The sequence below is a fragment of the Clostridium sp. genome, from assembly GCF_036643715.1.
Lineage (GTDB): Bacteria > Bacillota > Clostridia > Clostridiales > Clostridiaceae > Clostridium.
Map to the genome: position 1 here is coordinate 22727 of NZ_JAVXRL010000017.1, position 22633 is coordinate 45359.

Sequence of the window (22633 nt, forward strand, 5' to 3'; positions counted from 1 at the left end):
GTTTTTATGATAAATATTTTAATAGTTGATGATGCAGCATTCATGAGAATGATGATTAAAGATATATTAGAGAAAAATGGATTTAATATTGTAGGTGAGGCGAGTAACGGGGTTGAGGCTGTAGAGCTTTATAAAAAAGAGAAACCAGATGTTGTAACAATGGATATTACTATGCCAAAACTTGATGGTATTGAAGCTGTTAAGATAATTAGAGAATATGACAAAGATGCTAAAATAATTATGTGTTCAGCAATGGGTCAGCAAGGAATGGTTATGGATGCTATAAGAGCTGGAGCAAAAGATTTTATAGTTAAGCCATTTCAGGCAGATAGAGTAGTGGAAGCTATTAACAAAGTATCTTTATCTGAGATTAGAGTATAAATAAAGGTTAGAAAGGGAGTTTACATGCAAGTTGTAGTTTTTGAAATAGGAGGAGTGCTCTTTGCTATAAGTACAGATGTTGTGCAAAGTATAAATGATAAAATGAGTGTAACAAAGGTACCTATGGCACCTGAATTTATTAAAGGATTAATAAATTTAAGAGGAAGCATAAAGACTCTTGTTGATATAAATTTAATTTTAAATATAGAAGATAATAATGAAAAAGAAAATATAATGATATTATCTATAGAAGAAGAAGAAATAGCAATAGAAGTAGATTTTGTAAAAGAGGTAATAGAAATAGATAAAGATGATATAAGGGTAATTGATGAGTGTGATAAGTCTTTTATGCAAGGTATAATAAAAATTGAAGGAGAACTTATAACACTTTTAGATATTAATCTATTAATAGGTACTGTTACTTAAATAATAAGCCGTGCAAAAATAAATTGCACGGCTTTAATGTTTTAAATTAATTATTCATTATTACATTTGTTAGTGGTGGTATTACTTGTTTCTTTCTTGAAAGAACACCAGGTAAGAATGCCATAGAGTCTTCTAAAGTAACTCCGAATGTTTTCTCAACTATATCAAGTCTCTTTCCAGCTACAAGTATTTGTGAACCTTCATTTAATATATCTGTTAGAAGTAACATTACCATATCGAATGAAGCTTCTTCAGCTTTTTTGTTCATATATGAAAGCATATCATCTTTTAAAGGCATGAATCCTTCAATATCCATTGTATTTACTTGAGCAACACCTATTTTAATATCTCCCATTGTAAATGGTTTGAAGTCTTGGTTGAATATTTCTTCAACTGATTTTCCTTTAAGTGAAGTACCAGCTTTAAACATTTCTTTTGCGAAATCTTCTAAGTTTATTCCAGCAATTTCAGCTAGTTTATTACAGATGTATTTATCTTGTTCTGTACAAGTTGGACTTCTAAATAATAAAGTATCTGATATTATAGCACCGCATAATATACCTGCGATTTCTTTTGATGGTCTTATGCCATTTTCAAAGTAGCTTTTTGCAACTATTGAAGATGTACTTCCAATTGGTTCATTTCTAAAGAAAATAGGACCATTTGTTTGAATGTCAGCTACTCTATGGTGGTCTATAATTTCAAGAACTTCAGCTTCATCAAGACCTGGAACTGATTGACCTCTTTCATTATGGTCAACTTGAATAACCTTTTTCTTAAAGTTAGAAATAAGGTGATATCTTGACATTGTACCAATAACTTTTCCTTCAGAATCAACTACAGGATAGCTTCTGTATCTTGTTTCAAGCATAGTATCTTTAACTTCTTCAACTAAGTCATCAGTAGTAAATGATACTATGTTATCTTTAATCATAACGTATCTAACTGGGATACTTTGGATTATAAGTCTTGATGCTGTAAATGAATCATGTGGAGTTGAAATTACAGTGATTCCAGCTTTTTTAGCTTTCTCTAAAAGTTCATCACTTAATTTACTTGAACCTATTAAAATCATTAAAGAAACTTTTTCATTTATAACTTCTTCTTGGATTTCAGGTCTATCTCCTAGTATTACGATATCTCCAGCTTCTACATGTTCTTTCATTGAATCTGGTTGCATTGCAGCAACGCAAATTTTACCAGGGAATGTTTTAACATCCTCGTTTATGTAGTGGGCTGTAGCTGAAAGTGTATCTACTATATTATCAATAGAAGTTTCACTTTTGCTTAGAATTTTATTATCCCATATATCCATATATGATGATGTAAGATTTGAGATTGATAAAACTCCTATAAGATGATCATTAGAATCACCAACTGGAAGAGTCTTAACATTTTTATCTCTCATTATACTCCAAGCCATTTTTAAAGATATATCAGCTGATATTGGGCTAATATTATCTATTTTTAAATCTTCAACCTTTAGCTTAACAGTTTCTAAAAACTCAGGTGCTTTTACATTAAAATAATCTAAAATAAATTGAGTTTCACGATTTACATTTCCAAGTCTAACTGGAATAGCTGGAATTTCACCAGTTTTATTCTTAAATTCGGCATATGAAATAGCAGCACAAATTGAATCTGAGTCTGGATTTCTATGTCCTGTAACATATATTACGTTTTTCAAAGAAATTACCTCCTTTATCTTATGAATAACAAATATAATTGTAAATCCTAAACAAAAAAATGTAAAGTCTAGGAATAGTAAAAATTCTCATATCTTATGAACTTTTAAATATATATATATAAGAATGGACAAAAAGGAGGGGTTATAAAGGTGGTACAGGAACAAAATACGATTCCAGGACTTACAACAAAAGAAGCAGAGAAACGGAATAAAAGTTTTGGCTTAAATGAGTTAGAACATAAAACTAAAAATTCTCCAATTAAGATTTTTTTATCTCAATTTAATGATTTTATGGTTTGGGTACTTATAGGCGCAACAATAATATCAGGGGTTATGGGAGATAAGGCAGATGCAATAACCATACTTATTATAGTTATTGTTAATGCATTACTTGGATTTTTTCAAGAATTTAAAACGGAGAAATCATTAGAAGCACTAAAAGATATGGCGGCACCAACATGCAAAGTATATAGAGATTCAAGAGTATGCGTAATAAACTCTAAATATTTAACAGTTAATGATGTTGTTATATTAGAAGCTGGTGATAGGATTCCGGCAGATGGAGAGTTTATAGAGGGAACGGGTATTGTAGTTGACGAGTCTTTATTAACAGGAGAGTCTGTTGGAGTTAATAAAGATACAAACAAAGGAAATAATTCAGGGTTTATGGGGACAAACGTTCTAAAAGGTAAAGGATTATTTAGAGTTTTACAAATAGGGATGAAAACAGAAATGGGTAAAATAGCAGATCTTCTTCAAAATATAGAAGAAGAAAAATCTCCATTAAAGGAAAAGCTAGATTCACTTGGAAAGATCTTAGTTGTTTTATGTTTAGTTATATGTGCTGTAGTTACTGTACTTGGAATAATTAGAGGTAATGAAATTACTGAGATGTTTATGCTCGGAGTGTCTCTTGCAGTTGCAGCTATTCCAGAGGGCCTTGCAGCTATTGTAACAGTTGCGTTAGCACTTGGAGTATCAAGAATGCTTAAGAGAAAAGCTCTCGTTAGAAAGCTACCTGCAGTTGAAACTTTAGGGTGTACATCTGTAATATGTTCTGACAAGACTGGAACATTAACTCAAAATAAAATGACAGTAAAAGAAATATATATAAATGGTAAAATTGTTGACCTTCAAAACAATGATTTAAAAGAAGTTAATGGAATAAATATGTTAAAAAGCGTATTAGTTAACTGTAATGATTGTAATGTAGATTCTAAAAATAAAAATTTAGAAAAAGCTTTATATGGTGATCCAACAGAAACCGCATTAGTTAGAATGTTTTTTACTAAAGTAAAGGATGTAGTAGAGTTTACTAAAAGAGGTAAGAGAATATTTGAAATTCCATTTGATTCAACTAGAAAAATGATGTCTGTTATTACAAAAGAAGGAGATAGTGAAAGATGTTATGTTAAAGGTGCACCTGAAAAAATACTTGATAAGTGCAATTACATTTATGAAGATTCAATAGTAAAGCCATTAACATTCCAAAAGAGAAAGATGATAGAAAGTAGTTTAGAAGCTATGTCATCAAGAGCGCTTAGGTGTATAGGTGCAGCTTATAAAGAAAAAGATTTATTTAAGGATGAAAGGCTTGAGGAAGATTTAATATTTGTTGGGTTTGCAGGTAGTATTGATCCTCCAAGGGCAGAAGCTAGGGATGCTGTTTTAAAATGTAAGCTTGCAGGAATTAAGCCTGTTATGATAACAGGTGACCACAAAAATACTGCACTTGCAATAGCAAAGTCTTTAAACATATGTAAAAGTGAAAATCAGGTTTTAACTGGTAAAGAAATAGAGAATATAACTGATAAAGAATTAATTAAAAAAATTGCTGATGTAAGAGTATTTGCACGAGTTTCACCTAACCATAAGCTTAGAATTGTAAAAGCTTTTAAGGCAAAAGGAAATATTGTTGCAATGACTGGAGACGGAGTTAATGATGCACCTGCAATAAAAGAAGCTGATATTGGAATTGCTATGGGACTTTCAGGAACTGATGTAACTAAAGAAGCATCATCTATGATACTTATGGATGATAATTTTAGCACTATAGTTGCAGCTGTTGAAGAGGGAAGAGTAATTTATGATAATATAAGAAAGTTTATAAGATACTTATTATCATGTAATTTAGGGGAAGTGCTTACTATGTTTTTAGCATCACTTTTCACTTTGCCAAATCCACTTACACCAATTCAAATATTATTAGTCAATTTAGCGACAGATGGTCTTCCTGCTATTGCATTAGGAGTTGATCCAGCAGATAGTGATATTATGAGGCAACAACCTAGGGACAAAAAGGAAGGAATATTTTCAAGAGGATTAACTGAGAAAATTTTAATTAGAGGAACATTAATAGGGTTATGTACCCTTCTTGCATTTATGTCTGGTAGATATTATGGAATGGACCTTGAAACATGTAGAACGATAGCTCTTTCTACATTAATAATGTCACAATTATTCCATGTATTTGAGTGTAGGTCAGAGAGACATTCAATATTTGAAATAAAATTATTTACTAATCCATATTTAGTAGGTTCTGTTTTGATTTCAATTGGTTTACTTTGTAGTATATTATATGTACCATTTTTAGGTAGTATATTCCACACAGTACCTCTTATGATTAATCACTGGGCTATAGTGTTATTCTTCTCAGGAATAATTGCATTTATAAATAGTGTATATTTGTTTATTAAAACAAAATAATTTTATTTTAGGGGATCAATTTTTAAATTGGTCCCTTATATTGTATAATAAAAAAAGAGGTGATTTTAATGATTAAACATATTGTAATGTGGAAATTAAAAGAAGAGAATAAGAAAGAAAATGCAAAAAAGATTAAAGATATGCTTATGAACTTAGAAGGGAAAATTAAAGAAATAAAAAAAATAGAGGTTTTAATAAACATAAATGAAAGTGATGCAGCTATGGATGTTTGCTTAGTATCAGAATTTAATAGTTTAGAACATTTAAATACTTATCAAAATCATGAAGAACATCTTAAAGTTAGAGATTTCGTTAAGGAAGTAGCTATAGAAAGAAAAGTAACAGATTCTTATGAATAAAATAAAGGAGATAGAATAAATATTCTATCTCCTTTTTAAACGTATTAACGTTGTCTCATCTTTGTAGCAGATTGTCTTGCTTTTTTGATTTGTGAATGATCTATTGGTATTAAATCTCTCTTAGTTGTTAAGTTAATTACGTTTTGAACTTGAATAACTTCTGAATCCTTCTTACCCTTAACACCTTTAAGACCCATTATCATAACTTTATGACCTTTATTAAGTTGGATAAATTCAGGCTTTTTAAACCACTTATTTTTCTTGTATCTGCACTTAATAGCACCTTTACCAGCATCTGGTTTAAGAATCATATCAACAACTAATTTGTTGAAAATAACGTAGTTTTTTTCTTCAGTCTTAACTGATATTACAGTACCTGCAGCACTTGTAATTCTGTCACCATACTTTTGGAAGTATGAGTCCCTAAAATATTTATCAAATTTATCTTTTAATCCCATAAACAATTCTCCTTTTTAAAAAAATACATAAGTCCATTTTGGATAAATCCATTATAACAACTAGTATTATAACATAAAAAAAAAATTAATAAAATACAAAATTAACATAATGTAATCATATTAAATATGATGAAATTCATTTAAGTAAGGAAAATACTGTATAAAAATATTTTTACATTAATAATAATAGTACTAGACTAAAAAGAATTAAAAAAGGAGGGTAATAAATGCACGAATTTGATTGTTCATATATTAACAAGGATGAAATTTTTAAAATATCAGAAAAAATGCTAGAAGATAAAAGGCGTCTTGTAATAATGAACGGATATATAAATGATAAAGGAGAAAATGTTATTTGTTATAACTTTGATATTAATGGAAACATAGTAACTTACAAAATTGTTAATGAAAAAGAAATACCATCAATAACTAATGTTTATAAAGAATCTGCAAGTTGGTGTGAGGAAGAGATTGAAGAGATGATGAATGTAAAATTTATAGGACTTAAAAGAGGCGGGAGATTATTTCTTCCAGAAGAATTTAAAAATTTTGAAGGGCAAATACTCGTAATGCCGTTAGATGAACTTAAAAAATATAAAGAGAAGGTGGATAAATGAGTTATATTGTACCACTTGGTCCATATCATCCATCATTAGAAGAACCTATACATGTAAAGCTTCATGTTGAAGGGGAATTAATTAAAGATTCAGAAGTTTTTATTGGATATAACCATAGAGGAATAGAAAAACTTTGTGAGGAGAAGAACCATATACAGACAATTACTTTAGTTGAAAGAGTTTGTGGAATCTGTTCTCATTCACATACACTTGCATACTGCCTAGCCCTTGAGAAAATCTCTAATATAGAAGTCCCAAAGAGAGGTGACTATATAAGGGTTATAGTTTGTGAACTTGAAAGACTACATTCTCATTTTTTATGGCTAGGTCTTGCAGCTCATATTATTGGGTTTGATTCATTATTTATGATGTGCTTTAAAACTAGAGAAAAAATAATGGATATATTAGAAGAAGCATCAGGTAATAGAGTTAATTATGCAATGAATACGATTGGAGGCGCAAGGAGGGATATAAGTATAGAACAAGGTAAAAACATAATTAAGCTTTTAAATGAAGTTATTGAAGAACATAAGAAAATTACAGAAATATATACTTTAGATAAAACTATTAGTTTAAGAACAAAAGGTGTTGGTATGTTAAGTTTTGATGATGCGATAGTTTATGGAGCTTGTGGTCCACACGGAAGGGCTTCAAATATGAAAGATGATGTAAGAAAAATTGATCCATATTGTTCTTATGAGGATTTTGACTTTAAGACTATAGTCCAAAGTGGTTGTGATGTCTTATCTAGGGTTGTAGTTAGAATACTTGAAATAAATGAAAGCGTAGAAATAATAAAACAAGCAATATTAAATATGCCAAATGGAAATATTAATTTAGGAATGAAATTTAGAAAAATACCAGAAGGTGAATATATGTCAAGAATAGAGGCGCCAAGAGGAGAAGTAACTTACTATATTGTATCAAATGGTGGACAAACTAACGGGAGAGTTAATATACATGTGCCAACATTTAAAAATGCACAAACTGTAAGACAGATGTTAAATGGAAATTCAATAAGTGATGCAGGCCTTATTGTTGCAAGCATTGATCCATGTTTTTCTTGCTTAGATAGGTGATGTATGCATGAGATGGCAATAACTAAAAGTATATTAAATATATGTTTAGAAGAGGAGAAAAAATATAATTTTAATAAAGTTAAAGAAATAAATATAAAGGTTGGAGAGTTAACTTGCTTAGTACCTGATTGCATAAATTATTATTTTAATATTATAAGCAAAGGAACAGTTGCAGAGAACGCTTCAATAAATGTTATTAAGATGCCAATTGTTATAAAGTGCGGTAAATGTGATTATAGTGGAGCTATTAATTTAAGTGAGTATGAATGCCCAAAGTGTAGGTCATATGATTTTAAAATAATAGAAGGGAATGAATTTTACCTAGAAAGTATGGAGGTGTTATAAGTTTTGGAAATTAAAGTATTTAAACAAATAATGGATTGGAATAATGAGTGTCATGATGAGGTAAATAGAAAGCTAAATGATAAAGGGGTTACAATGCTAAATGTTATGGGGTCCCCAGGTGCTGGTAAAACAACATTTATACTTAATTTAATCAATGAACTCAAGAAGGACGGATTAAGGGTTGGAGTTATTGAAGGAGACGTTGAAGGTATTATAGATGCGGAGACTATAGCGAAAAGTGGAGTGTTTGTCGTTCAGTTAAATACTCAAGGGGCTTGTCATATTGAAGCTGAGTCTATAAAGCATATATTAAATAGTTTTGATTTAGAAAATCTTGATTTTATAATAGTTGAGAATATTGGTAATTTAGTATGTCCAGCTGAATTTAATATTGGTGAACACTTAAAGATAGCTCTTTTATCAGTTCCAGAAGGTGATGATAAGGTAATAAAATATCCTTTAATGTTTACTAATTCTAATGGGCTTGTAATAACTAAAAAAGATTTGAAAAATTATTTTAATTTTAAAAGCGAAAGAGTTATTTCAGATGTTAAGAAGAGAAATAAAAATATAAATATATTTGAAGTTAATTCAAATATAGAAGGAAACTTAAAAGGAGTTAAGGAGTGGATTTTAAAAGAGAGAGATAAGTAAATTGGAGGTATAAAAATATGAAAAAAATTAAATCAATACTTCTAAAGTCAATTGTATTATTTATATTTTGGATTGGACTTACAATTCAAGATATATCTTTAAGTAAAATAAATATTCAAGAAGTAATAACAGGGATAGTAGTCTCAGTTATTGTAGCAATAATAACAACAGCTATTTTAATTAAAGAAGAGGATGTAGTTAATAAAGGTTTTTTTATTATGAGTTTAAGATTTATACCAATTTATTTTGTAGAACTTATAAAAAGCAATGTAGATGTAGCTAAAAGGTCTATATGTCCTAAAGTCAACATATCACCTGGAATAATAAAATATAACATCAGTTTAAAATCTGAAGTAGGAATTAACCTATTAGCTAATACAATAACTTTAACGCCAGGAACAATAACTTTAGATTTAGTAGAAGATAGTGATAAAAGGAGCTTATATATACATTCGATAGATGCAAAATGCAAAGAAGATATTATAGGGGGCATAGAAACTAGTTTAGAGAGTAATATTTGGAGGATATTTAAATGATTTCAAATATTTTGTATGCAGTAGAAGTTATTTTAATATTACTTTCAATGTCACTTTTATATAGAGTATTTAAAGGACCAAATATTATTGATAGAGTAATGGCTGCAGATAGTATAGATATAATACTTGGGGTTACTATGACTATTTATGGGTGTAGGACAGGTAGAGCTATATTTTTAGATTTGGGACTAATAGTAACTTTATTAGGATTTGTTTCTACAGTACTTATATGTAAGTATTTGGAGGGGAAAGTATGATTTTAAATATAATAACTATATTTTTTATTGTTACTGGAATGTTTTTTCTTATATGTGGAGTCATTGGAATATTTAGAATGAAAGATACTTTATGCAGACTACAATCAGCAACTAATATTTCAACTCTTGGTGCAATGTTTATAATAGTTGGAGCTTCAATATACGGTGCGACTAACTTTAATTATTCATTAGCTATTAAGGGGTTAATTATTATAATGTTTATTTTAATTACAAGCCCAGTAGCATCAAACTTCATGGGGAGAGCCTCTTATAAACTTAAAGATAAACTTTGTGATGAAACAATTTTAGATGAATACAAAGAGGAGGCTGATTTTGATGAGTAGCTTTAACATTTTAAACACACTAGTTATTACTTCAATAATAATTTCAGCTTGTATTATTTATTTTCTAGATGAGTTACTTCCGTGTATTATTGCTATGGCAGTTCTTGGCGCTTTTGTTTCTATAGAATTTTTATTTTTAGGTGCTCCAGATGTTGCTATGGCAGAAGGTGCAGTTGGTGCTGTATTAACTCCAGTAATATTTATTGTTGCATTAAGTAAAATTAAAAATAATAAAAAGGGAGGAGATATTAAAAAATGAAGAAATTTATAAAAGTTATCTCTCTTTTTATAATAGCAATTTCATTTCTTATCGCTTCATACACAATGAGTAAAATGCCTTCTACTTATGATGGTATAGGAGAAGAGATTGTAAATAATACAGTAGAAAAAACAGGAGCTATAAATACAGTAACAGCAACAGTATTTGACTTTAGAGGCTATGATACTCTTGGAGAGTCTTTCGTACTTTTTACTGCTATATGTGGTATTACAGTTGTCCTTAGAAAGAGTAAAAAGGGTGATTTAGATGAAGAGGAATAGACGGGATATAATAATAAAAAAATGTGCAAATCTAACAATTCCAATGGTATTAATGCTTGGTTTATATGTAATAATTCATGGCCATTTAAGTCCAGGTGGCGGATTTCAAGGTGGAGTAATAATAGCAAGTATAATTCCAATATATTATATTGCCTATGGAAGAGATAAGCTTATATCTTTATTTAGAACAGATAGACTTAGTAAAACTGAAGAGTTTTTCTCATTAACATTTGTATTTATAGCATCCCTTGGAATAATTTACGGAGTACCATTTTTCACTAATGTTTTAGATAAAGGTATAGTTGGAGGCGTATTTTCATCAGGAACTATATTTTTTATGGATTTTGCAGTGGGGTATAAGGTTGTAGCTGGAATATCATTATTGCTTCTAGTTATGATTTCTATATTGAAGGGGGATGATAGTGATGTTAATTAATTATATAGGCGCCTTTGCTCTTATATTTATTGGACTACTCATAATAATTTCAAAAAAGAATTTAATTAAAATTATAATTGGTATGGGTGTATTAGATTATGGAATAAACTTAATGCTAATAAGTATTGGATATAGAGAAGATGGTACAGCTCCTATATTTTTAAATGGATTTAATGAAAGTATGAACTTTGTAGATCCAGTACCACAAGCTCTCACTTTAACTTCTATTGTGATTGGAGCCTGCGTTACAGCATTATCATTAACAATAGTTATAAAGATAAAAGAACATTACAATTCAATAAATGCAGATGATTTGAGGAGGTTAAAGGGATGAGCGCACAATCAGGATTACCTTTAATTGCAATAATTACTCCTTTTATATTTACGTTTATTGTTGGTCTTATAAAGGATAGATACATTAAAGTTAAGAAAGCAGCAGTTGTAATTGGATGCTTAATATCTTTAAGTGCATGCTTTATGATGATAAAGGATGTGTTTATTACTGGTGAGATATTAACTTATAATATGGGGGGATTTACTAGAGTAAATGGTGAAAGTATAGGTATAACACTATATGTTGATTCTCTTTCATTACTTCTTGGAATTATTATTACATGTGCTTCTTTAATTTCTGCTATATATTCTTTAAAGTACATGGAAAAAGATACTGGATTATCTAAATACTATATGTTATTTTTACTTTTAGTTGGAAGTATGATTGGTTTTGTATTTACAGGTGATTTATTCAATATGTATGTAATGCTTGAAATAATGACTATATCAGCTATAGCACTAACAGCTTTTAGAAATGATAAGTGGAAGGCATTAGAGTCGGGCTTTAAGTATACGATTATTGGTGGTCTTGGATCATCGTTTATACTTGTCGGAACAGTTCTTTTATATATGGAAACTCACACATTAAATATTAGAGATATAGCAAATAGACTTATGGAAGGCTCTAATAATTTTGGTGCTGTAACTATATTATCATTTTCATTTTTAATTGTTGGATATTCTGTAAAGGCATTTATGGTTCCTTGTCATACTTGGCCACCTGATGCTCATATGTCAGCTCCATCATCTATATCTATGATATTATCAGGCATTATGAGTAAGACCGGTATATACGCTGTTATAAGGATATTATTTGTATTATTTTCACTAACAGGTAATAAAGGTGCAGCTTACTTTATTGTTTGGTGGGGTGTAATTACTATGATAGTTGGAGTATCTATGGCACTTATACAAAGTGATTTTAAGAGGCTATTAGCATTTCATTCAGTTTCTCAAATTGGATATATTGTAGTTGGAATTGGAATAGGATTATTATCAATTGAAGGGATCGCAAATGAAGGGTTATCTGGAGGAATATTTCACATGATAAATCATGCATCTTTTAAATGTTTATTATTTTTATGTGCTGGTGCGATACTTTATAAAACTGGGACAACTAATCTTGATGAAGTATCAGGTGCTGGACGTGAAATGCCTTTTACGATGATAATGTTTTTAATTGGAGCATTATCTATAAGTGGTATACCACCTTTTAATGGATTTAGTTCTAAATGGATTTTATATACTTCATCATATAGCGCCAATATGCCATTTGTAACTATTTTTTGTTTAGTAGTGTCTGTTATGACATTAGCTTCATTTATGAAAGTTTTTCACACAGTATTCCTTGGCAAGACATCTTTGAATATAAGAGGTAAAGGGGATATTCCATTTTCTATGAAATTACCTCTATTTATATTGTCTATTATATGTGTTGCACTTGGCTTATTTTCAAATACAGTAATTAACGAAGTAGTAAGTAAAGTTATTATAAGTATAAAAGGTTTAAAAATAAATTTAACTTACGATTCGCCCTATAGTTCAAAATCCTTTTTATTATTATTTTTCATTTTAATTGTGGCAATTATATTATTTCTGAAATTAAAAATAGTTAAAGGAGTGAAAAGTAGCAATGTTTTATTGTGGTGAATCTGAAAGCTATGAAAATAAATTAGGAGCTCACGATATATTTTGGGGCATGAAATATGAATTTAGAATATATTTTGAAAAAATAAAAAGCTATCATAGTGGAAGTGTAAATGACTATGTACTTTGGGTAATAGGAACACTTAGTGTAGTAATTATAATATCCTTCTTTATTTTAAAAGGAGGTGTATAGATGGATATTTTAAAGATGATTTTTTTCTCTTTAGTATTCCCAGGTGGGATATTTTTAATTTTAATATCTTTATTTGCCTCAGGTATAGATAGAAAACTTGTTTCTAGAATGCAAAGAAGAATAGGTCCACCTATAATACAACCCTTTTATGATTTTATTAAACTTTTAAGTAAGGAAGTTATAGTACCCAAAAATGCTATTAGAAAAGTGTTCTTACTTGCCCCTGTAATTGGTGTTGTAAGTGTCATTATTGTACCAATTTTTATACCTATATTTAATAATACATTTATTCAAAATGAGAGTGATATTATTTTTATAATATACTTACTTACTATATCAAATATAGCATTAATTGTAGCAGGTAGTAGTTCATCATCAACATACGGAAGTATTGGAGCATCAAGAGAAGGTGTTTTGCTTTTAAGTTTAGAAATACCATTAGTTATAGCAATTCTTTCTGTATGTAAGTTCTCGGGGAATGTTTTAAGTATCGAGTCAATTTTTTCAATTGAAGGAATAATAAACGCACAAAATATCAATGGCAACTTTTTAAAAGAGGTATATTTAATTCCAGCAGCATTTGCATTTTTATGTGTAATACCTGGAGAATCCTCTGTTGTCCCATTTGATATCGCAGAAAGTGAAACAGAGATATGTGAAGGGCCTCTTGTTGAATATTCAGGGATATATCTTGGGATATCAAAGTTAACCCAAAATATAAAGGCGTTTATAATGTCAGCATTATTTGTATCATTATTCCTAGGAGGAAATAGTTTTAATAATTTAATTTTAGATACAATATTATTTGTGATTTTAAGTTTTATAGTTATGTTTATATCAAATACAGTTGTTAGAAGTATCTTTGCAAGAATTAAAATAAATCAGGCATTAAGATTTTATATAATGATTCCAACAACATTTGCAGTACTAAGTTTAATTTTAGTTAATTATTTTTAAATGGAGGAATAGTTAGTGAATATATTAGAAAAGAGTAGAGTTAAATCACCTTGGATATATCATATTAATACTGGTTCTTGTAATGGCTGTGATATAGAACTTATATCTCTTTTAGGACCAAGGTATGATGTAGAAAGATACGGTGTAAAACTTGCTGGAAGTCCAAAACATGCAGATATAGTTATAGTAACTGGGCCTGTAACTGTTCAATCAAGAGATAGAATGATAAAAATTTTATCACAAGTACCAAATCCAAGAGTAGTTATGTCACTTGGATCATGTCCTTTATCTTGTAATGTGTTTAAAGGAAGTTATTCAGTTGATGGACCACTTGATAAGTGGACAACAATTGATGTTAAAGTTTTAGGATGCGCACCAAGACCAGATGCGATAATAGAAGGACTTAAAAAGGCAGTACAAATATTAAATGAAAAGAGGAGTCGAAATGTTTAAAGTTCCTTTTTTAAAAGAAGCAATAAAAAATTTGTTTAGAAAACCTGTAACTGAAACTAATTATGATGTTATAGAAGGTTATAGGGGAAAGATAGTATTTGATAGTGATAAATGTATAGGATGTGGATTATGTACAAGAGTATGTGCACCTTGTGCAATAGAGAAAGAAGTTTTAAAAATAGATTCAGAAACTCAAAAGATAACATTAACCTTCGATTTAACTAGCTGTACATTCTGTGGTATGTGTAGTGATTTTTGTACAAAAAAGGCAATTACTTTAAGTCGTGATTACAATATGATAGTAGGTGATGGGGAAGGGCTTATAGTAAGTGGTAGTTTTAACAAGGCTCTTCCAAAGAGAAAAGTTTAATAAAAACATGGGTTAAGTGACTAATAATAAAATTATTAGTCACTTAATTTGTTATTAAAAAGACATACTATTGTCATAAAAGTGGTATATAATAAAATAGAATAGTTTGTAACAAATATTTTTATTAAATATAGTTTCAAAGTTTTTTGGGGGAGAGGGATTTAATGAATAAATTATTATGTGGAATTGCAAATAAAGTAATAGATAACTATAAACTAGCGAAAAATAAATTAAGATTTGATGGAGAATATATAAATCATTTCACATCACTTGTGTTTAAAGAAAATGAAAATGTAAATATAGATAGAATAAAAGAAATAAGAAAATATATAAAAGCAAACACTAGCAAAATATCAAGCTTTAGAGGGGATATTTTATATATGCTTTCAATTCTTATAAGTAAAGAAGATAATTACTTAGAATTTTCAAAGAAAATGATTGAAGTTGGAGAAATTTTAAAAGATAACGATTTCAAAGAGGGGGCTCACTTAGCACTATCATCATATGCCATTGCAAAGCATGTAAATGAAAGAGATTATTGCAAAGTAGTTCCATACATTCAAAGTATATATAGAGCACTTAAAGTTAAGTATAATCAATTTACAGGTGAAGATGACTATTTAGTATGTACATTATTATCTATAAAGGTTAATGAGGATATGGGGAATGTTGATGAAGTTAGAAAGTATATTGAAAGTGTATTTGAATATCTTTCAGATTTAGAAAATTACTCTAAAAATGATCTTCAAGGAATAGCAAGTAGTGTACTTTTAAATAAAGATTCAATGGCACCTTACGAAGTTAAAAAATTAATTAAAGTATTTGATAAAAATGATATGAAAATAGCAGATGAAGTACTTCCTTTACTTGGTGTAGTTGCAAAAGATGAGGACGTTTTTAAGTATGTTGGAAAAGTTAAAAGTGTAATAGAATACCTTTGCGATGAAGAAGGGGAATATTCATTTTACATGGATAAAACATTTAGGACTTTAATTGGCATATTTATAGTTGAATCCTATGAAAGAGAGTGTAGAGTTGTATCAAATAAATACTTAGAAGAATTATTATGTTTTGCTATATACTCATTTATAGTTAGTAAGAATCAAGGACTATTTGAAGAAGTTTTAGCATAAGGAGTGCACTAATTAAAATGAAAAGAACTATTTTACATGTTGATATGGATGCATTCTTTGCAGCAGTTGAGCAAATGGATGATAAATCACTTAAAGGAAAGCCAGTTATAGTTGGTGGCGTTAGTGAGAGAGGTGTTGTATCAACTTGTTCTTATGAAGCAAGAAAATATGGAATACATTCTGCGATGCCAGCATTTATAGCAAGGCAAAAGTGTCCAAATGGAATATTTGTAAAAGTTAGATATGGACGATACAAAGAAATATCAAATAAAATATTTGAAATATTTAAAGAAGTTACACCTTTAGTTGAGCCATTATCAATTGATGAGGCGTATTTAGACCTCTCAACTAGTAATATTAAAGATGGAAAAGAAGCTGCAAACTATATAAAGAAAAGAGTATATAGGGAGCTTGGATTAACATTATCAATTGGAATATCTTATAATAAGTTTTTAGCGAAGCTTGGATCGGAATGGAATAAACCAAATGGAATTATGGAAATTACAGAAGATATGATTCCAAAACTACTTTTTCCATTATCAATTTCTAAAATACATGGGCTTGGGAAAAAGTCTGTTAGTAAATTAAATAATATGGGATTATTTACAGTTGAGGACTTATACCCATTATCAAAAGAGTTTTTTTATGAATATCTAGGTAAACAGGGTCTAGAAGTATATGAAAGAATTAGGGGATTAGACAATAGAGAAGTAATAGTATTTAGGGATAGAAAATCTATGGGAAAAGAAAGAACATTAAAAAAAGATACAGATGATAAAGATGAACTTTTAAAATACTTAGAAGATTTTTCAGAAGAAATAAGTAGCATAATAGCAATGAAAGACAAATGTATAAGAACTGTAACTTTAAAGTATAAGACTAGTTCCTTTGAAAATCATACAAGAAGTAAAACTTTAAATGATTATATAAATAATAAAGAAGATATATTAAAAGTTGCAAAGGAGCTTTTATACGAAGAAGCTTTTTTTGAAACAGTTAGATTAATAGGACTTAGTGTTTCATCGTTTAAAGAGGGATTAGAGGAACAAATATCTTTGTTTTAAGGTGAAATGTTGATAAAATAATACATTTCATAGTTTGACAAATTGTATAAAAAAGTTCTATAATCATCTTAAAGACAGTATGTAAAGGAGTGCAAAAAATGAATAAAAATGAATTAGCAAGAATGATAGATCATACAATCTTAAAGCCAGAAGCAACAAAAGAGGCTGTAGAAAAATTATGTAAGGAAGCATTAGATTATAATTTTGCTTCAGTTTGTGTAAACCCTTCAAGAGTTGAAGAATGTTACGCAATACTTAAAGATAGCGAAGTAAAAGTATGTACAGTTATAGGTTTCCCTTTAGGAGCTACAACTACTGAAACTAAAGTTTTCGAAACTAAAGATGCTATTAAAAAAGGTGCAACTGAAGTTGACATGGTTATAAATGTTGGAAGACTTAAAGATAAAGATTACGATTTCGTAAAAGAAGATATTAAAGCCGTTGTAGAAGCAGCTAAAGGAAAAGCTTTAACAAAGGTTATAATAGAAGCATGTCTTTTAACAGACGAAGAAAAAGTTATCGTATGTAAGATTGCAAAAGAAGCAGGAGCTGATTTTGTTAAAACTTCAACTGGATTCTCAACTGGAGGAGCAACAGGAGCTGATATTAAACTTATGAGAGAAACTGTAGGTGAAGATATGGGTGTTAAAGCTTCAGGTGGAGTAAGATCTATAGAAGATGCTGAAACAATGATTAAAAACGGAGCATCAAGAATCGGAGCATCAGCTTCAATTGAAATATGCGAAGGAACAGTATCAACTAGCGATTACTAGTATTTACATAATGAGACCTAAGAGGAACTTCCTCTTAGGTTTTTTTTATTTTTTTATATAAATTCAAAAAACTATCTCTAAAATGAAATCATTCGAATATTAATATACTATATAACTATAAACAAGGAGGGCGTGTCTAAGTTTTATTTTAAATGGACTTAGAAAAGCATTGTATGAAGAGAGAGTTAACGGTAAATGAAATAATCTACGATATAGAGTATGTTAATTTGGATGAAGATATAAACTTTAAAAACATTAAAGAAATAAGCACTCCCTATAAAGAAATAAAAAGAGCACTCAAAATAAGGAGAAGTGGATATAACTTATATGTTATAGACTCATTTTCAAATGAGAAAATTGATGAGTTAGTTAATTTAGTAAGTAGTGAATACAAGTCTTTAAAGCCTCCTTCAGATATATGTTATGCAACTCTTAAAGACAGCAAAAAACCATTTCCTATATTTTTAACAACTGGAAAGGGGAAAATATTAAAAAAGGGAATTGAGGAACTAAAAGAAGAATATACGATAAGTTTCTTAGACTTTTTAAATGCTTCTTCTGATGAAGAGAAAGATAATATAATAGAGGAAATACATCTTAAGAGGAACAAATATATAGGAGAATTAATTGAAATCTCAAAAGTAGAAGGTTTCGATGTTAAAGCAACAGGAGGAGGTTTTGCTTTTATACCTCTAAATGAAGGGGAAATAATGACAGAAAAAGAGTACGACGGTTTAGAGAAGGAAGAAAGAGACGTAATACTTCAAAAAGCAAATAAACTTAAAAAAAGAGCAGAGTTAATATTAGAAGATTTGAAAGATTTAGAAGTTGAATCAATGGAAAAATTAAAAGATATATTAAAAAATTATCTAGAAGATAGAATGGAAAATATGTGTGACGATTTGCTTCTAGAGTTCATTACAGATGATGATGCTTATAATTATTTAGAAAGTTTATTTTTAAGCATAGAGGAAGATTTAATAGAAAGTTACAATATAGATTTAGATGATGAAGAGATAAAAACAGATGAGATCCTTGCAAAATATAGCGTTGAAGTTTTAGTTGATAATTCATTGAGTGAGTGTCCACCTGTAATATATGAAGATGACCCTAATATGGCGAATTTACTAGGTAATATTGAGTATGAAAGTCAAAATGGTAATTATATAACAGACCTTTCATTAATTTCACCAGGGTCCCTTTTAAAGGCAAATGGAGGGTGTATAATAATAAGACTTTCAAGACTTATATCAAATGTAAATAGTTATTACTATTTAAAGAAAGCTTTATTATCAGAAAAATTAAGTTTTGATAGTACAAGAAACTATTTAGAACTTGTATCAATAAATGGGCTTAAACCAAAAGCAATTCCTATTGATGTAAAGGTAATATTAATTGGGGATTACGAAAGTTATAATATACTTTATTCAAATGACGAAGAATTTAAAAGATTATTCCCTTTAAAGTGTGAAGTGAAAGAAGAAATTAAAGGTTCTAACACTATTTATACAGGAATTAGAGAGCTTGTTTTAAATAAAATAAATAAAATGGGACTTCTAGATATTGAAGAAGATGCAATGAAGTCTTTAATAAGATTTTTAGTTAGAGAAGTTGCAAATAGAGGGAAGATTAGTATTGATGAAAATAAAATTGAAAATATATTAGTGAAAGCTGATAATATTGCAGAAGAAAATAATATGTATACTATAACAAAAAAATATATTGAAGATGTAATGTATGAAGAAGAAGATATTGAAGATGAATATTTAGATATGTATAGAGATAAAAAAATATTTGTAAATACTAAAGGTAGTATTGTTGGAAATATAAATGGTCTTGCTGTATTAGATACAGGAACTTATAGGTTTGGAAAACCTCTTAGAATAACATGTGTATCCCTTAAAGGCGATGGTGATGTTATAGATATCCATAAAGAATCTAAACTAAGTGGTAAGATACATGAAAAGTCAATAAAAATATTACAATCACTTCTTAATTCAAAACTTTCTCAATATGAAAAACTTCCAGTTGATTTGCATTTAAGTTTTGAACAAAGTTATGGGATTATAGAAGGGGATAGTGCCTCAGTTGCAGAGATGGTTGTTATGTTATCTGCGATAAGTAAAAGAGGTATAAAACAAAATGTGGCAGTTACAGGGTCCTTAAACCAATTTGGTGAAGTTCAGCCAATTGGAGGTGCTAACGAGAAAATAGAGGGATTCTTTAATGTATGTAAGGCTGTAGATGGATATAAAGGAAGAGGTGTTCTTATACCAGAATCAAATAAGAATGAGCTTATATTGAAGCCTGAAATAGAAGAAGCTATAAAGAATGGAGATTTCCATATATACGAAATGTGTAATCTAGATGATGCAATAGAAACACTTATTCTAGATGAAAATGAAAATATAGGTGATTTCTACGATTTAATAAAAGAAGAATTAAAAAAATATAAATAATATAATTTGTAGAAAACTTTAAGAAAGTCTAAAAATATTTTGTTAACTAAAAATAAGATAAGAATTTAAAATCTTATTTTAATGTGTTAGCTTGTATATTTTTAGGCTTTTCTAAATTAGTTTGTTTTTATAAAACTATTTCTGATATAAATAAGATTGACTTAAATTAATAATATATGTTAAAATATGGAAGAAAAGAAGTTAATATATTATTGGGGAGGTGAATTACTCTAAAGTTGCATTTAGGGTAGATTATATGTATCTTAAGTTTGATAAAAGTGCAGATAGTTTAATTGTACATTTAATTGGCGAGTTAGATCATCATAGTGCTGAAGAGGTTAGAGTTAAAGTTGATGATAGAATAGAACGAGATAACATAACAAAAGTTATAATGGATTTTAGTAAAGTAACTTTTATGGATAGTTCAGGAATTGGCGCAGTAGTTGGTAGATATAAAAAAGTTTCCCAAAAGGGAGGGAAAATATGTGTTGCTGACGTTAATAGCAGTGTAAATAGGGTATTTGAACTATCAGGATTATTTAAAATTATAAAAAAATTCGATACTGTGGATGAGGCAGTAAGGTGCATTTAAATGGAGGGGTTTTCATGTATGATAATAAAATAAGTATTGAATTCTTGAGTAAATCTCAAAATGAGGCTTTTGCAAGAGTTGCAGTTGCAGCTTTTGTTTCTCAGTTAGATCCAACAATTGAAGAGATAACTGATGTAAAAACAGCAGTTTCTGAGGGTGTTACTAATTCAATAATTCATGGTTATGAAAATAGAGAAGATGGTAGAGTGAAAATTGACGCTCAAATAAAAGGAAATGAAGTTGAAATAATAATCTCTGACTTCGGAAATGGAATAGAGGATATTGAAAAAGCAAAAGAACCTTTATATACTTCAAGGCCAGACCTTGAAAGATCAGGAATGGGATTTACAGTAATGGAGACTTTCATGGATAGTTTAGAAGTGTATAGTGAAGAAGGCATGGGTACAAGGGTGGTTATAAAGAAAAAATTTAACGCAGAGTAAGTTAGGGGAATAATATGGATAATGAGAATTTAAAAAGAGAGGAATATAATTATGACCATAATTCTGAGCTTTTAACTTTAGCAAAATTGGGTGATCAAAAAGCATTAAATAGACTTATTGAAATGAATCTTGCTTTAGTATCATCTATAAGCAAAAAGTTTTTAAATAGAGGCTATGAATATGAAGATATTTATCAAATAGGCTCAATAGGACTAGTTAAAGCAATAAATAACTTTGATCCTTCATTTAATGTTAAGTTCTCCACTTACGCAGTACCTATGATTATAGGAGAGATTAAAAGGTTTTTAAGAGATGATGGAATGATAAAAGTAAGTCGTAACTTAAAAACTTTAGCAAGGAAAATTCATTACTGTAAAGAAGAACTTACAAAAAAGTTAGATAGAGATCCTACAATAGATGAACTTTCAGAATACTCAGGAATAGACAAGGAAGATATGCTAATTGCACTTGAATCAGCATCTAGTATGCAATATCTTTATGATACAATTCACCAAGATGATGGAGCACCTGTTTTACTTATAGATAAAATAAGTCAAAAAGGTGTTGATGATGATAATGCTATGATAGACAGGATAGCATTAAAAGAAGCTATAGGAACTTTAGATATAAAAGCTAGACAAATTATAATGCTTAGATATTTTAAAGACAAAACACAGGTTCAAGTAGCTAAATTATTAGGAATAAGTCAAGTGCAAGTGTCGAGAATAGAAAAGAAGGTTTTACTTAAGATGCGGGATAAATTAAAAGAATAAATATTTTTTAAGGTGGTGTTTTTTACAAATACCATCTTTTTATTTTTATAAATTTATTAAATAACAATTAGGGAAATTTTTCTAGTGTTATATTTTGAAATCTACAAATAATAAATATATTAAAAAAGAAAGGAGTTTTGCAAGTTGAAGGTAAAAAAACCTAGAGAAAAGGTTATAAGACAAAAATTTAAAGATTTAGCGACAGAAAGTGAACCTAAGCCACAATTGGCAAAACATTGTATTCGTGCATTTTTTGTAGGTGGAATTATATGTAACATTGGAGAGATTATATCAAATATAATATTACAATTTGGATTTCCAAAGGATGAAGTTGGAACTATTACATCTATTATAATGGTTTTTTTAGGAGCACTTTTAACAGGAGTAGGTATATATGATAAAATTGCAAGTTATGCAGGTGCTGGAACAGTTGTACCTATAACTGGGTTTGCAAATGCAGTTGTTGCACCCGCTATTGAATATAAAACAGAAGGTTTTATATTTGGGGTAGCAGCGAAAATATTTACAATTGCAGGTCCAGTTTTAGTATATGGAGTAGGAAGCTCTGTAATAATTGGAATTATATATTATTTATTTATTATATAAAAAGTGTATTTC

Annotated in this window: 30 protein-coding genes; 28 read left to right on the plus strand and 2 right to left on the minus strand. The window is 29.0% G+C overall.

Translation table 11 applies throughout. The features are described 5' to 3' along the window. The first annotated feature begins 6 nt into the window (after nt 1-6). Nucleotides 7-381 carry a response regulator gene (locus tag RSF37_RS06745; RefSeq protein WP_332563642.1) on the plus strand — a complete coding sequence of 125 codons (375 nt, stop codon included), beginning with the start codon at nt 7-9 and terminating at the stop codon, nt 379-381. Between the two features lie 24 nt (nt 382-405). Further along, nucleotides 406-807 carry a chemotaxis protein CheW gene (locus RSF37_RS06750; protein WP_332563643.1) on the plus strand — a complete coding sequence of 134 codons (402 nt, stop codon included), beginning with the start codon at nt 406-408 and terminating at the stop codon, nt 805-807. Between the two features lie 46 nt (nt 808-853). On the opposite strand, the gene RSF37_RS06755 is transcribed toward RSF37_RS06750, so the two are convergent. Continuing rightward, nucleotides 854-2494 carry a putative manganese-dependent inorganic diphosphatase gene (locus RSF37_RS06755; RefSeq protein WP_332563644.1) on the minus strand — a complete coding sequence of 547 codons (1641 nt, stop codon included), beginning with the start codon at nt 2492-2494 and terminating at the stop codon, nt 854-856. Nucleotides 2495-2608: 114 nt separating this feature from the next. Here RSF37_RS06755 and RSF37_RS06760 point away from each other — a divergent pair, with 114 nt between their 5' ends. Continuing rightward, on the plus strand, nt 2609-5200 hold the full coding sequence (locus RSF37_RS06760) for a calcium-translocating P-type ATPase, PMCA-type (protein ID WP_332563676.1): 2592 nt from the start codon (nt 2609-2611) through the stop codon (nt 5198-5200). 68 nt (nt 5201-5268) lie between these two features. Next, nucleotides 5269-5559 (plus strand): Dabb family protein, encoded by a 291-nt coding sequence (locus RSF37_RS06765; RefSeq protein ID WP_332563645.1) that lies wholly within the window; start codon nt 5269-5271, stop codon nt 5557-5559. 44 nt (nt 5560-5603) lie between these two features. Here RSF37_RS06765 and RSF37_RS06770 read toward each other — a convergent pair whose 3' ends face one another. After that, nucleotides 5604-6017: a hypothetical protein gene (locus RSF37_RS06770; protein WP_332563646.1), complete on the minus strand. Its 414-nt coding sequence runs from the start codon at nt 6015-6017 to the stop codon at nt 5604-5606. Between the two features lie 227 nt (nt 6018-6244). Between RSF37_RS06770 and RSF37_RS06775 the strand changes: the two genes are divergently transcribed. From RSF37_RS06775 to spoVAC, 24 genes are all read left to right on the plus strand, one after another. Beyond that, nucleotides 6245-6634 carry an NADH-quinone oxidoreductase subunit C gene (locus tag RSF37_RS06775; protein ID WP_332563647.1) on the plus strand — a complete coding sequence of 130 codons (390 nt, stop codon included), beginning with the start codon at nt 6245-6247 and terminating at the stop codon, nt 6632-6634. After that, a complete protein-coding gene (locus RSF37_RS06780; RefSeq protein ID WP_332563648.1) occupies nt 6631-7713 on the plus strand; it encodes a hydrogenase large subunit in 1083 nt (360 codons plus the stop codon). Before RSF37_RS06775 ends, RSF37_RS06780 begins: the two co-directional genes overlap by 4 nt. 12 nt (nt 7714-7725) lie before the next feature. Next, the gene (hypA, locus tag RSF37_RS06785) at nt 7726-8058 is read left to right on the plus strand and encodes a hydrogenase maturation nickel metallochaperone HypA (protein WP_332563649.1); all 333 of its coding nucleotides are present in this window, start codon (nt 7726-7728) and stop codon (nt 8056-8058) included. A gap of 3 nt (nt 8059-8061) precedes the next feature. Next, on the plus strand, nt 8062-8712 hold the full coding sequence (gene hypB, locus RSF37_RS06790; protein WP_332563650.1) for a hydrogenase nickel incorporation protein HypB: 651 nt from the start codon (nt 8062-8064) through the stop codon (nt 8710-8712). A gap of 17 nt (nt 8713-8729) precedes the next feature. Further along, nucleotides 8730-9248 (plus strand): Na+/H+ antiporter subunit E, encoded by a 519-nt coding sequence (locus RSF37_RS06795; RefSeq protein ID WP_332563651.1) that lies wholly within the window; start codon nt 8730-8732, stop codon nt 9246-9248. Then, complete coding sequence (locus RSF37_RS06800; RefSeq protein WP_332563652.1) at nt 9245-9505, plus strand: monovalent cation/H+ antiporter complex subunit F; 261 nt, start codon at nt 9245-9247, stop codon at nt 9503-9505. The genes RSF37_RS06795 and RSF37_RS06800 overlap by 4 nt, the downstream gene beginning before the upstream one ends. Next, the gene (mnhG, locus tag RSF37_RS06805; RefSeq protein ID WP_332563653.1) at nt 9502-9849 is read left to right on the plus strand and encodes a monovalent cation/H(+) antiporter subunit G; all 348 of its coding nucleotides are present in this window, start codon (nt 9502-9504) and stop codon (nt 9847-9849) included. Before RSF37_RS06800 ends, mnhG begins: the two co-directional genes overlap by 4 nt. Then, a complete protein-coding gene (locus tag RSF37_RS06810; RefSeq protein ID WP_332563654.1) occupies nt 9842-10108 on the plus strand; it encodes a Na(+)/H(+) antiporter subunit B in 267 nt (88 codons plus the stop codon). Before mnhG ends, RSF37_RS06810 begins: the two co-directional genes overlap by 8 nt. Beyond that, nucleotides 10105-10389 (plus strand): hydrogen gas-evolving membrane-bound hydrogenase subunit E, encoded by a 285-nt coding sequence (gene mbhE / locus RSF37_RS06815; RefSeq protein ID WP_332563655.1) that lies wholly within the window; start codon nt 10105-10107, stop codon nt 10387-10389. Before RSF37_RS06810 ends, mbhE begins: the two co-directional genes overlap by 4 nt. Continuing rightward, nucleotides 10376-10825 carry an MnhB domain-containing protein gene (locus tag RSF37_RS06820; RefSeq protein WP_332563656.1) on the plus strand — a complete coding sequence of 150 codons (450 nt, stop codon included), beginning with the start codon at nt 10376-10378 and terminating at the stop codon, nt 10823-10825. Before mbhE ends, RSF37_RS06820 begins: the two co-directional genes overlap by 14 nt. Beyond that, the gene (locus tag RSF37_RS06825) at nt 10815-11159 is read left to right on the plus strand and encodes a sodium:proton antiporter (protein WP_332563657.1); all 345 of its coding nucleotides are present in this window, start codon (nt 10815-10817) and stop codon (nt 11157-11159) included. Before RSF37_RS06820 ends, RSF37_RS06825 begins: the two co-directional genes overlap by 11 nt. Beyond that, a complete protein-coding gene (locus RSF37_RS06830) occupies nt 11156-12808 on the plus strand; it encodes a proton-conducting transporter transmembrane domain-containing protein (RefSeq protein ID WP_332563658.1) in 1653 nt (550 codons plus the stop codon). The genes RSF37_RS06825 and RSF37_RS06830 overlap by 4 nt, the downstream gene beginning before the upstream one ends. Beyond that, nucleotides 12792-12998 carry a hypothetical protein gene (locus RSF37_RS06835; protein WP_332563659.1) on the plus strand — a complete coding sequence of 69 codons (207 nt, stop codon included), beginning with the start codon at nt 12792-12794 and terminating at the stop codon, nt 12996-12998. The genes RSF37_RS06830 and RSF37_RS06835 overlap by 17 nt, the downstream gene beginning before the upstream one ends. After that, nucleotides 12999-13955, plus strand: a complete 957-nt coding sequence (locus tag RSF37_RS06840; RefSeq protein WP_332563660.1) for a complex I subunit 1 family protein — start codon at nt 12999-13001, stop codon at nt 13953-13955. Between the two features lie 15 nt (nt 13956-13970). After that, nucleotides 13971-14408 (plus strand): NADH-quinone oxidoreductase subunit B family protein, encoded by a 438-nt coding sequence (locus RSF37_RS06845; RefSeq protein ID WP_332563661.1) that lies wholly within the window; start codon nt 13971-13973, stop codon nt 14406-14408. Next, the gene (locus RSF37_RS06850; RefSeq protein WP_332563662.1) at nt 14401-14778 is read left to right on the plus strand and encodes a 4Fe-4S binding protein; all 378 of its coding nucleotides are present in this window, start codon (nt 14401-14403) and stop codon (nt 14776-14778) included. The genes RSF37_RS06845 and RSF37_RS06850 overlap by 8 nt, the downstream gene beginning before the upstream one ends. A 164-nt stretch (nt 14779-14942) precedes the next feature. Further along, nucleotides 14943-15911, plus strand: coding sequence for a DUF4003 family protein (locus tag RSF37_RS06855; RefSeq protein WP_332563663.1), 969 nt, complete (start codon nt 14943-14945; stop codon nt 15909-15911). Between the two features lie 17 nt (nt 15912-15928). Further along, entirely contained in the window at nt 15929-16975 is a 1047-nt protein-coding gene (locus RSF37_RS06860; RefSeq protein WP_332563664.1) for a DNA polymerase IV, read from the plus strand. A gap of 98 nt (nt 16976-17073) precedes the next feature. Next, nucleotides 17074-17748: a deoxyribose-phosphate aldolase gene (gene deoC, locus RSF37_RS06865; protein ID WP_332563665.1), complete on the plus strand. Its 675-nt coding sequence runs from the start codon at nt 17074-17076 to the stop codon at nt 17746-17748. 173 nt (nt 17749-17921) lie between these two features. After that, the gene (locus tag RSF37_RS06870; protein ID WP_332563666.1) at nt 17922-20207 is read left to right on the plus strand and encodes an AAA family ATPase; all 2286 of its coding nucleotides are present in this window, start codon (nt 17922-17924) and stop codon (nt 20205-20207) included. 256 nt (nt 20208-20463) lie between these two features. Then, nucleotides 20464-20799 (plus strand): anti-sigma F factor antagonist, encoded by a 336-nt coding sequence (gene spoIIAA / locus RSF37_RS06875; protein WP_332563677.1) that lies wholly within the window; start codon nt 20464-20466, stop codon nt 20797-20799. 14 nt (nt 20800-20813) lie between these two features. Beyond that, nucleotides 20814-21242, plus strand: coding sequence for an anti-sigma F factor (gene spoIIAB, locus RSF37_RS06880; RefSeq protein WP_332563667.1), 429 nt, complete (start codon nt 20814-20816; stop codon nt 21240-21242). Nucleotides 21243-21256: 14 nt separating this feature from the next. After that, the gene (gene sigF / locus RSF37_RS06885) at nt 21257-22015 is read left to right on the plus strand and encodes an RNA polymerase sporulation sigma factor SigF (RefSeq protein WP_332563668.1); all 759 of its coding nucleotides are present in this window, start codon (nt 21257-21259) and stop codon (nt 22013-22015) included. Nucleotides 22016-22159: 144 nt separating this feature from the next. Then, a complete protein-coding gene (spoVAC, locus tag RSF37_RS06890) occupies nt 22160-22621 on the plus strand; it encodes a stage V sporulation protein AC (protein WP_332563669.1) in 462 nt (153 codons plus the stop codon). Nucleotides 22622-22633: the final 12 nt, after the last annotated feature.

Excerpts from the sequence above, each read along its gene's own strand:
- RSF37_RS06745 (WP_332563642.1), top strand. The coding sequence starts at position 7 with ATGATAAATATTTTAATAGTTGATGATGCAGCATTCATGAGAATGATG.
- RSF37_RS06750 (WP_332563643.1), top strand. The coding sequence starts at position 406 with ATGCAAGTTGTAGTTTTTGAAATAGGAGGAGTGCTCTTTGCTATAAGT.
- RSF37_RS06765 (WP_332563645.1), top strand. The coding sequence starts at position 5,269 with ATGATTAAACATATTGTAATGTGGAAATTAAAAGAAGAGAATAAGAAA.
- RSF37_RS06770 (WP_332563646.1), bottom strand. The coding sequence starts at position 6,017 with ATGGGATTAAAAGATAAATTTGATAAATATTTTAGGGACTCATACTTC.
- RSF37_RS06775 (WP_332563647.1), top strand. The coding sequence starts at position 6,245 with ATGCACGAATTTGATTGTTCATATATTAACAAGGATGAAATTTTTAAA.
- RSF37_RS06780 (WP_332563648.1), top strand. The coding sequence starts at position 6,631 with ATGAGTTATATTGTACCACTTGGTCCATATCATCCATCATTAGAAGAA.
- hypA (WP_332563649.1), top strand. The coding sequence starts at position 7,726 with ATGGCAATAACTAAAAGTATATTAAATATATGTTTAGAAGAGGAGAAA.
- RSF37_RS06795 (WP_332563651.1), top strand. The coding sequence starts at position 8,730 with ATGAAAAAAATTAAATCAATACTTCTAAAGTCAATTGTATTATTTATA.
- RSF37_RS06800 (WP_332563652.1), top strand. The coding sequence starts at position 9,245 with ATGATTTCAAATATTTTGTATGCAGTAGAAGTTATTTTAATATTACTT.
- mnhG (WP_332563653.1), top strand. The coding sequence starts at position 9,502 with ATGATTTTAAATATAATAACTATATTTTTTATTGTTACTGGAATGTTT.
- RSF37_RS06810 (WP_332563654.1), top strand. The coding sequence starts at position 9,842 with ATGAGTAGCTTTAACATTTTAAACACACTAGTTATTACTTCAATAATA.
- mbhE (WP_332563655.1), top strand. The coding sequence starts at position 10,105 with ATGAAGAAATTTATAAAAGTTATCTCTCTTTTTATAATAGCAATTTCA.
- RSF37_RS06820 (WP_332563656.1), top strand. The coding sequence starts at position 10,376 with ATGAAGAGGAATAGACGGGATATAATAATAAAAAAATGTGCAAATCTA.
- RSF37_RS06825 (WP_332563657.1), top strand. The coding sequence starts at position 10,815 with ATGTTAATTAATTATATAGGCGCCTTTGCTCTTATATTTATTGGACTA.
- RSF37_RS06830 (WP_332563658.1), top strand. The coding sequence starts at position 11,156 with ATGAGCGCACAATCAGGATTACCTTTAATTGCAATAATTACTCCTTTT.
- RSF37_RS06835 (WP_332563659.1), top strand. The coding sequence starts at position 12,792 with ATGTTTTATTGTGGTGAATCTGAAAGCTATGAAAATAAATTAGGAGCT.
- RSF37_RS06840 (WP_332563660.1), top strand. The coding sequence starts at position 12,999 with ATGGATATTTTAAAGATGATTTTTTTCTCTTTAGTATTCCCAGGTGGG.
- RSF37_RS06850 (WP_332563662.1), top strand. The coding sequence starts at position 14,401 with ATGTTTAAAGTTCCTTTTTTAAAAGAAGCAATAAAAAATTTGTTTAGA.
- RSF37_RS06855 (WP_332563663.1), top strand. The coding sequence starts at position 14,943 with ATGAATAAATTATTATGTGGAATTGCAAATAAAGTAATAGATAACTAT.
- RSF37_RS06860 (WP_332563664.1), top strand. The coding sequence starts at position 15,929 with ATGAAAAGAACTATTTTACATGTTGATATGGATGCATTCTTTGCAGCA.
- deoC (WP_332563665.1), top strand. The coding sequence starts at position 17,074 with ATGAATAAAAATGAATTAGCAAGAATGATAGATCATACAATCTTAAAG.
- RSF37_RS06870 (WP_332563666.1), top strand. The coding sequence starts at position 17,922 with ATGAAGAGAGAGTTAACGGTAAATGAAATAATCTACGATATAGAGTAT.
- spoIIAA (WP_332563677.1), top strand. The coding sequence starts at position 20,464 with ATGTATCTTAAGTTTGATAAAAGTGCAGATAGTTTAATTGTACATTTA.
- spoIIAB (WP_332563667.1), top strand. The coding sequence starts at position 20,814 with ATGTATGATAATAAAATAAGTATTGAATTCTTGAGTAAATCTCAAAAT.
- sigF (WP_332563668.1), top strand. The coding sequence starts at position 21,257 with ATGGATAATGAGAATTTAAAAAGAGAGGAATATAATTATGACCATAAT.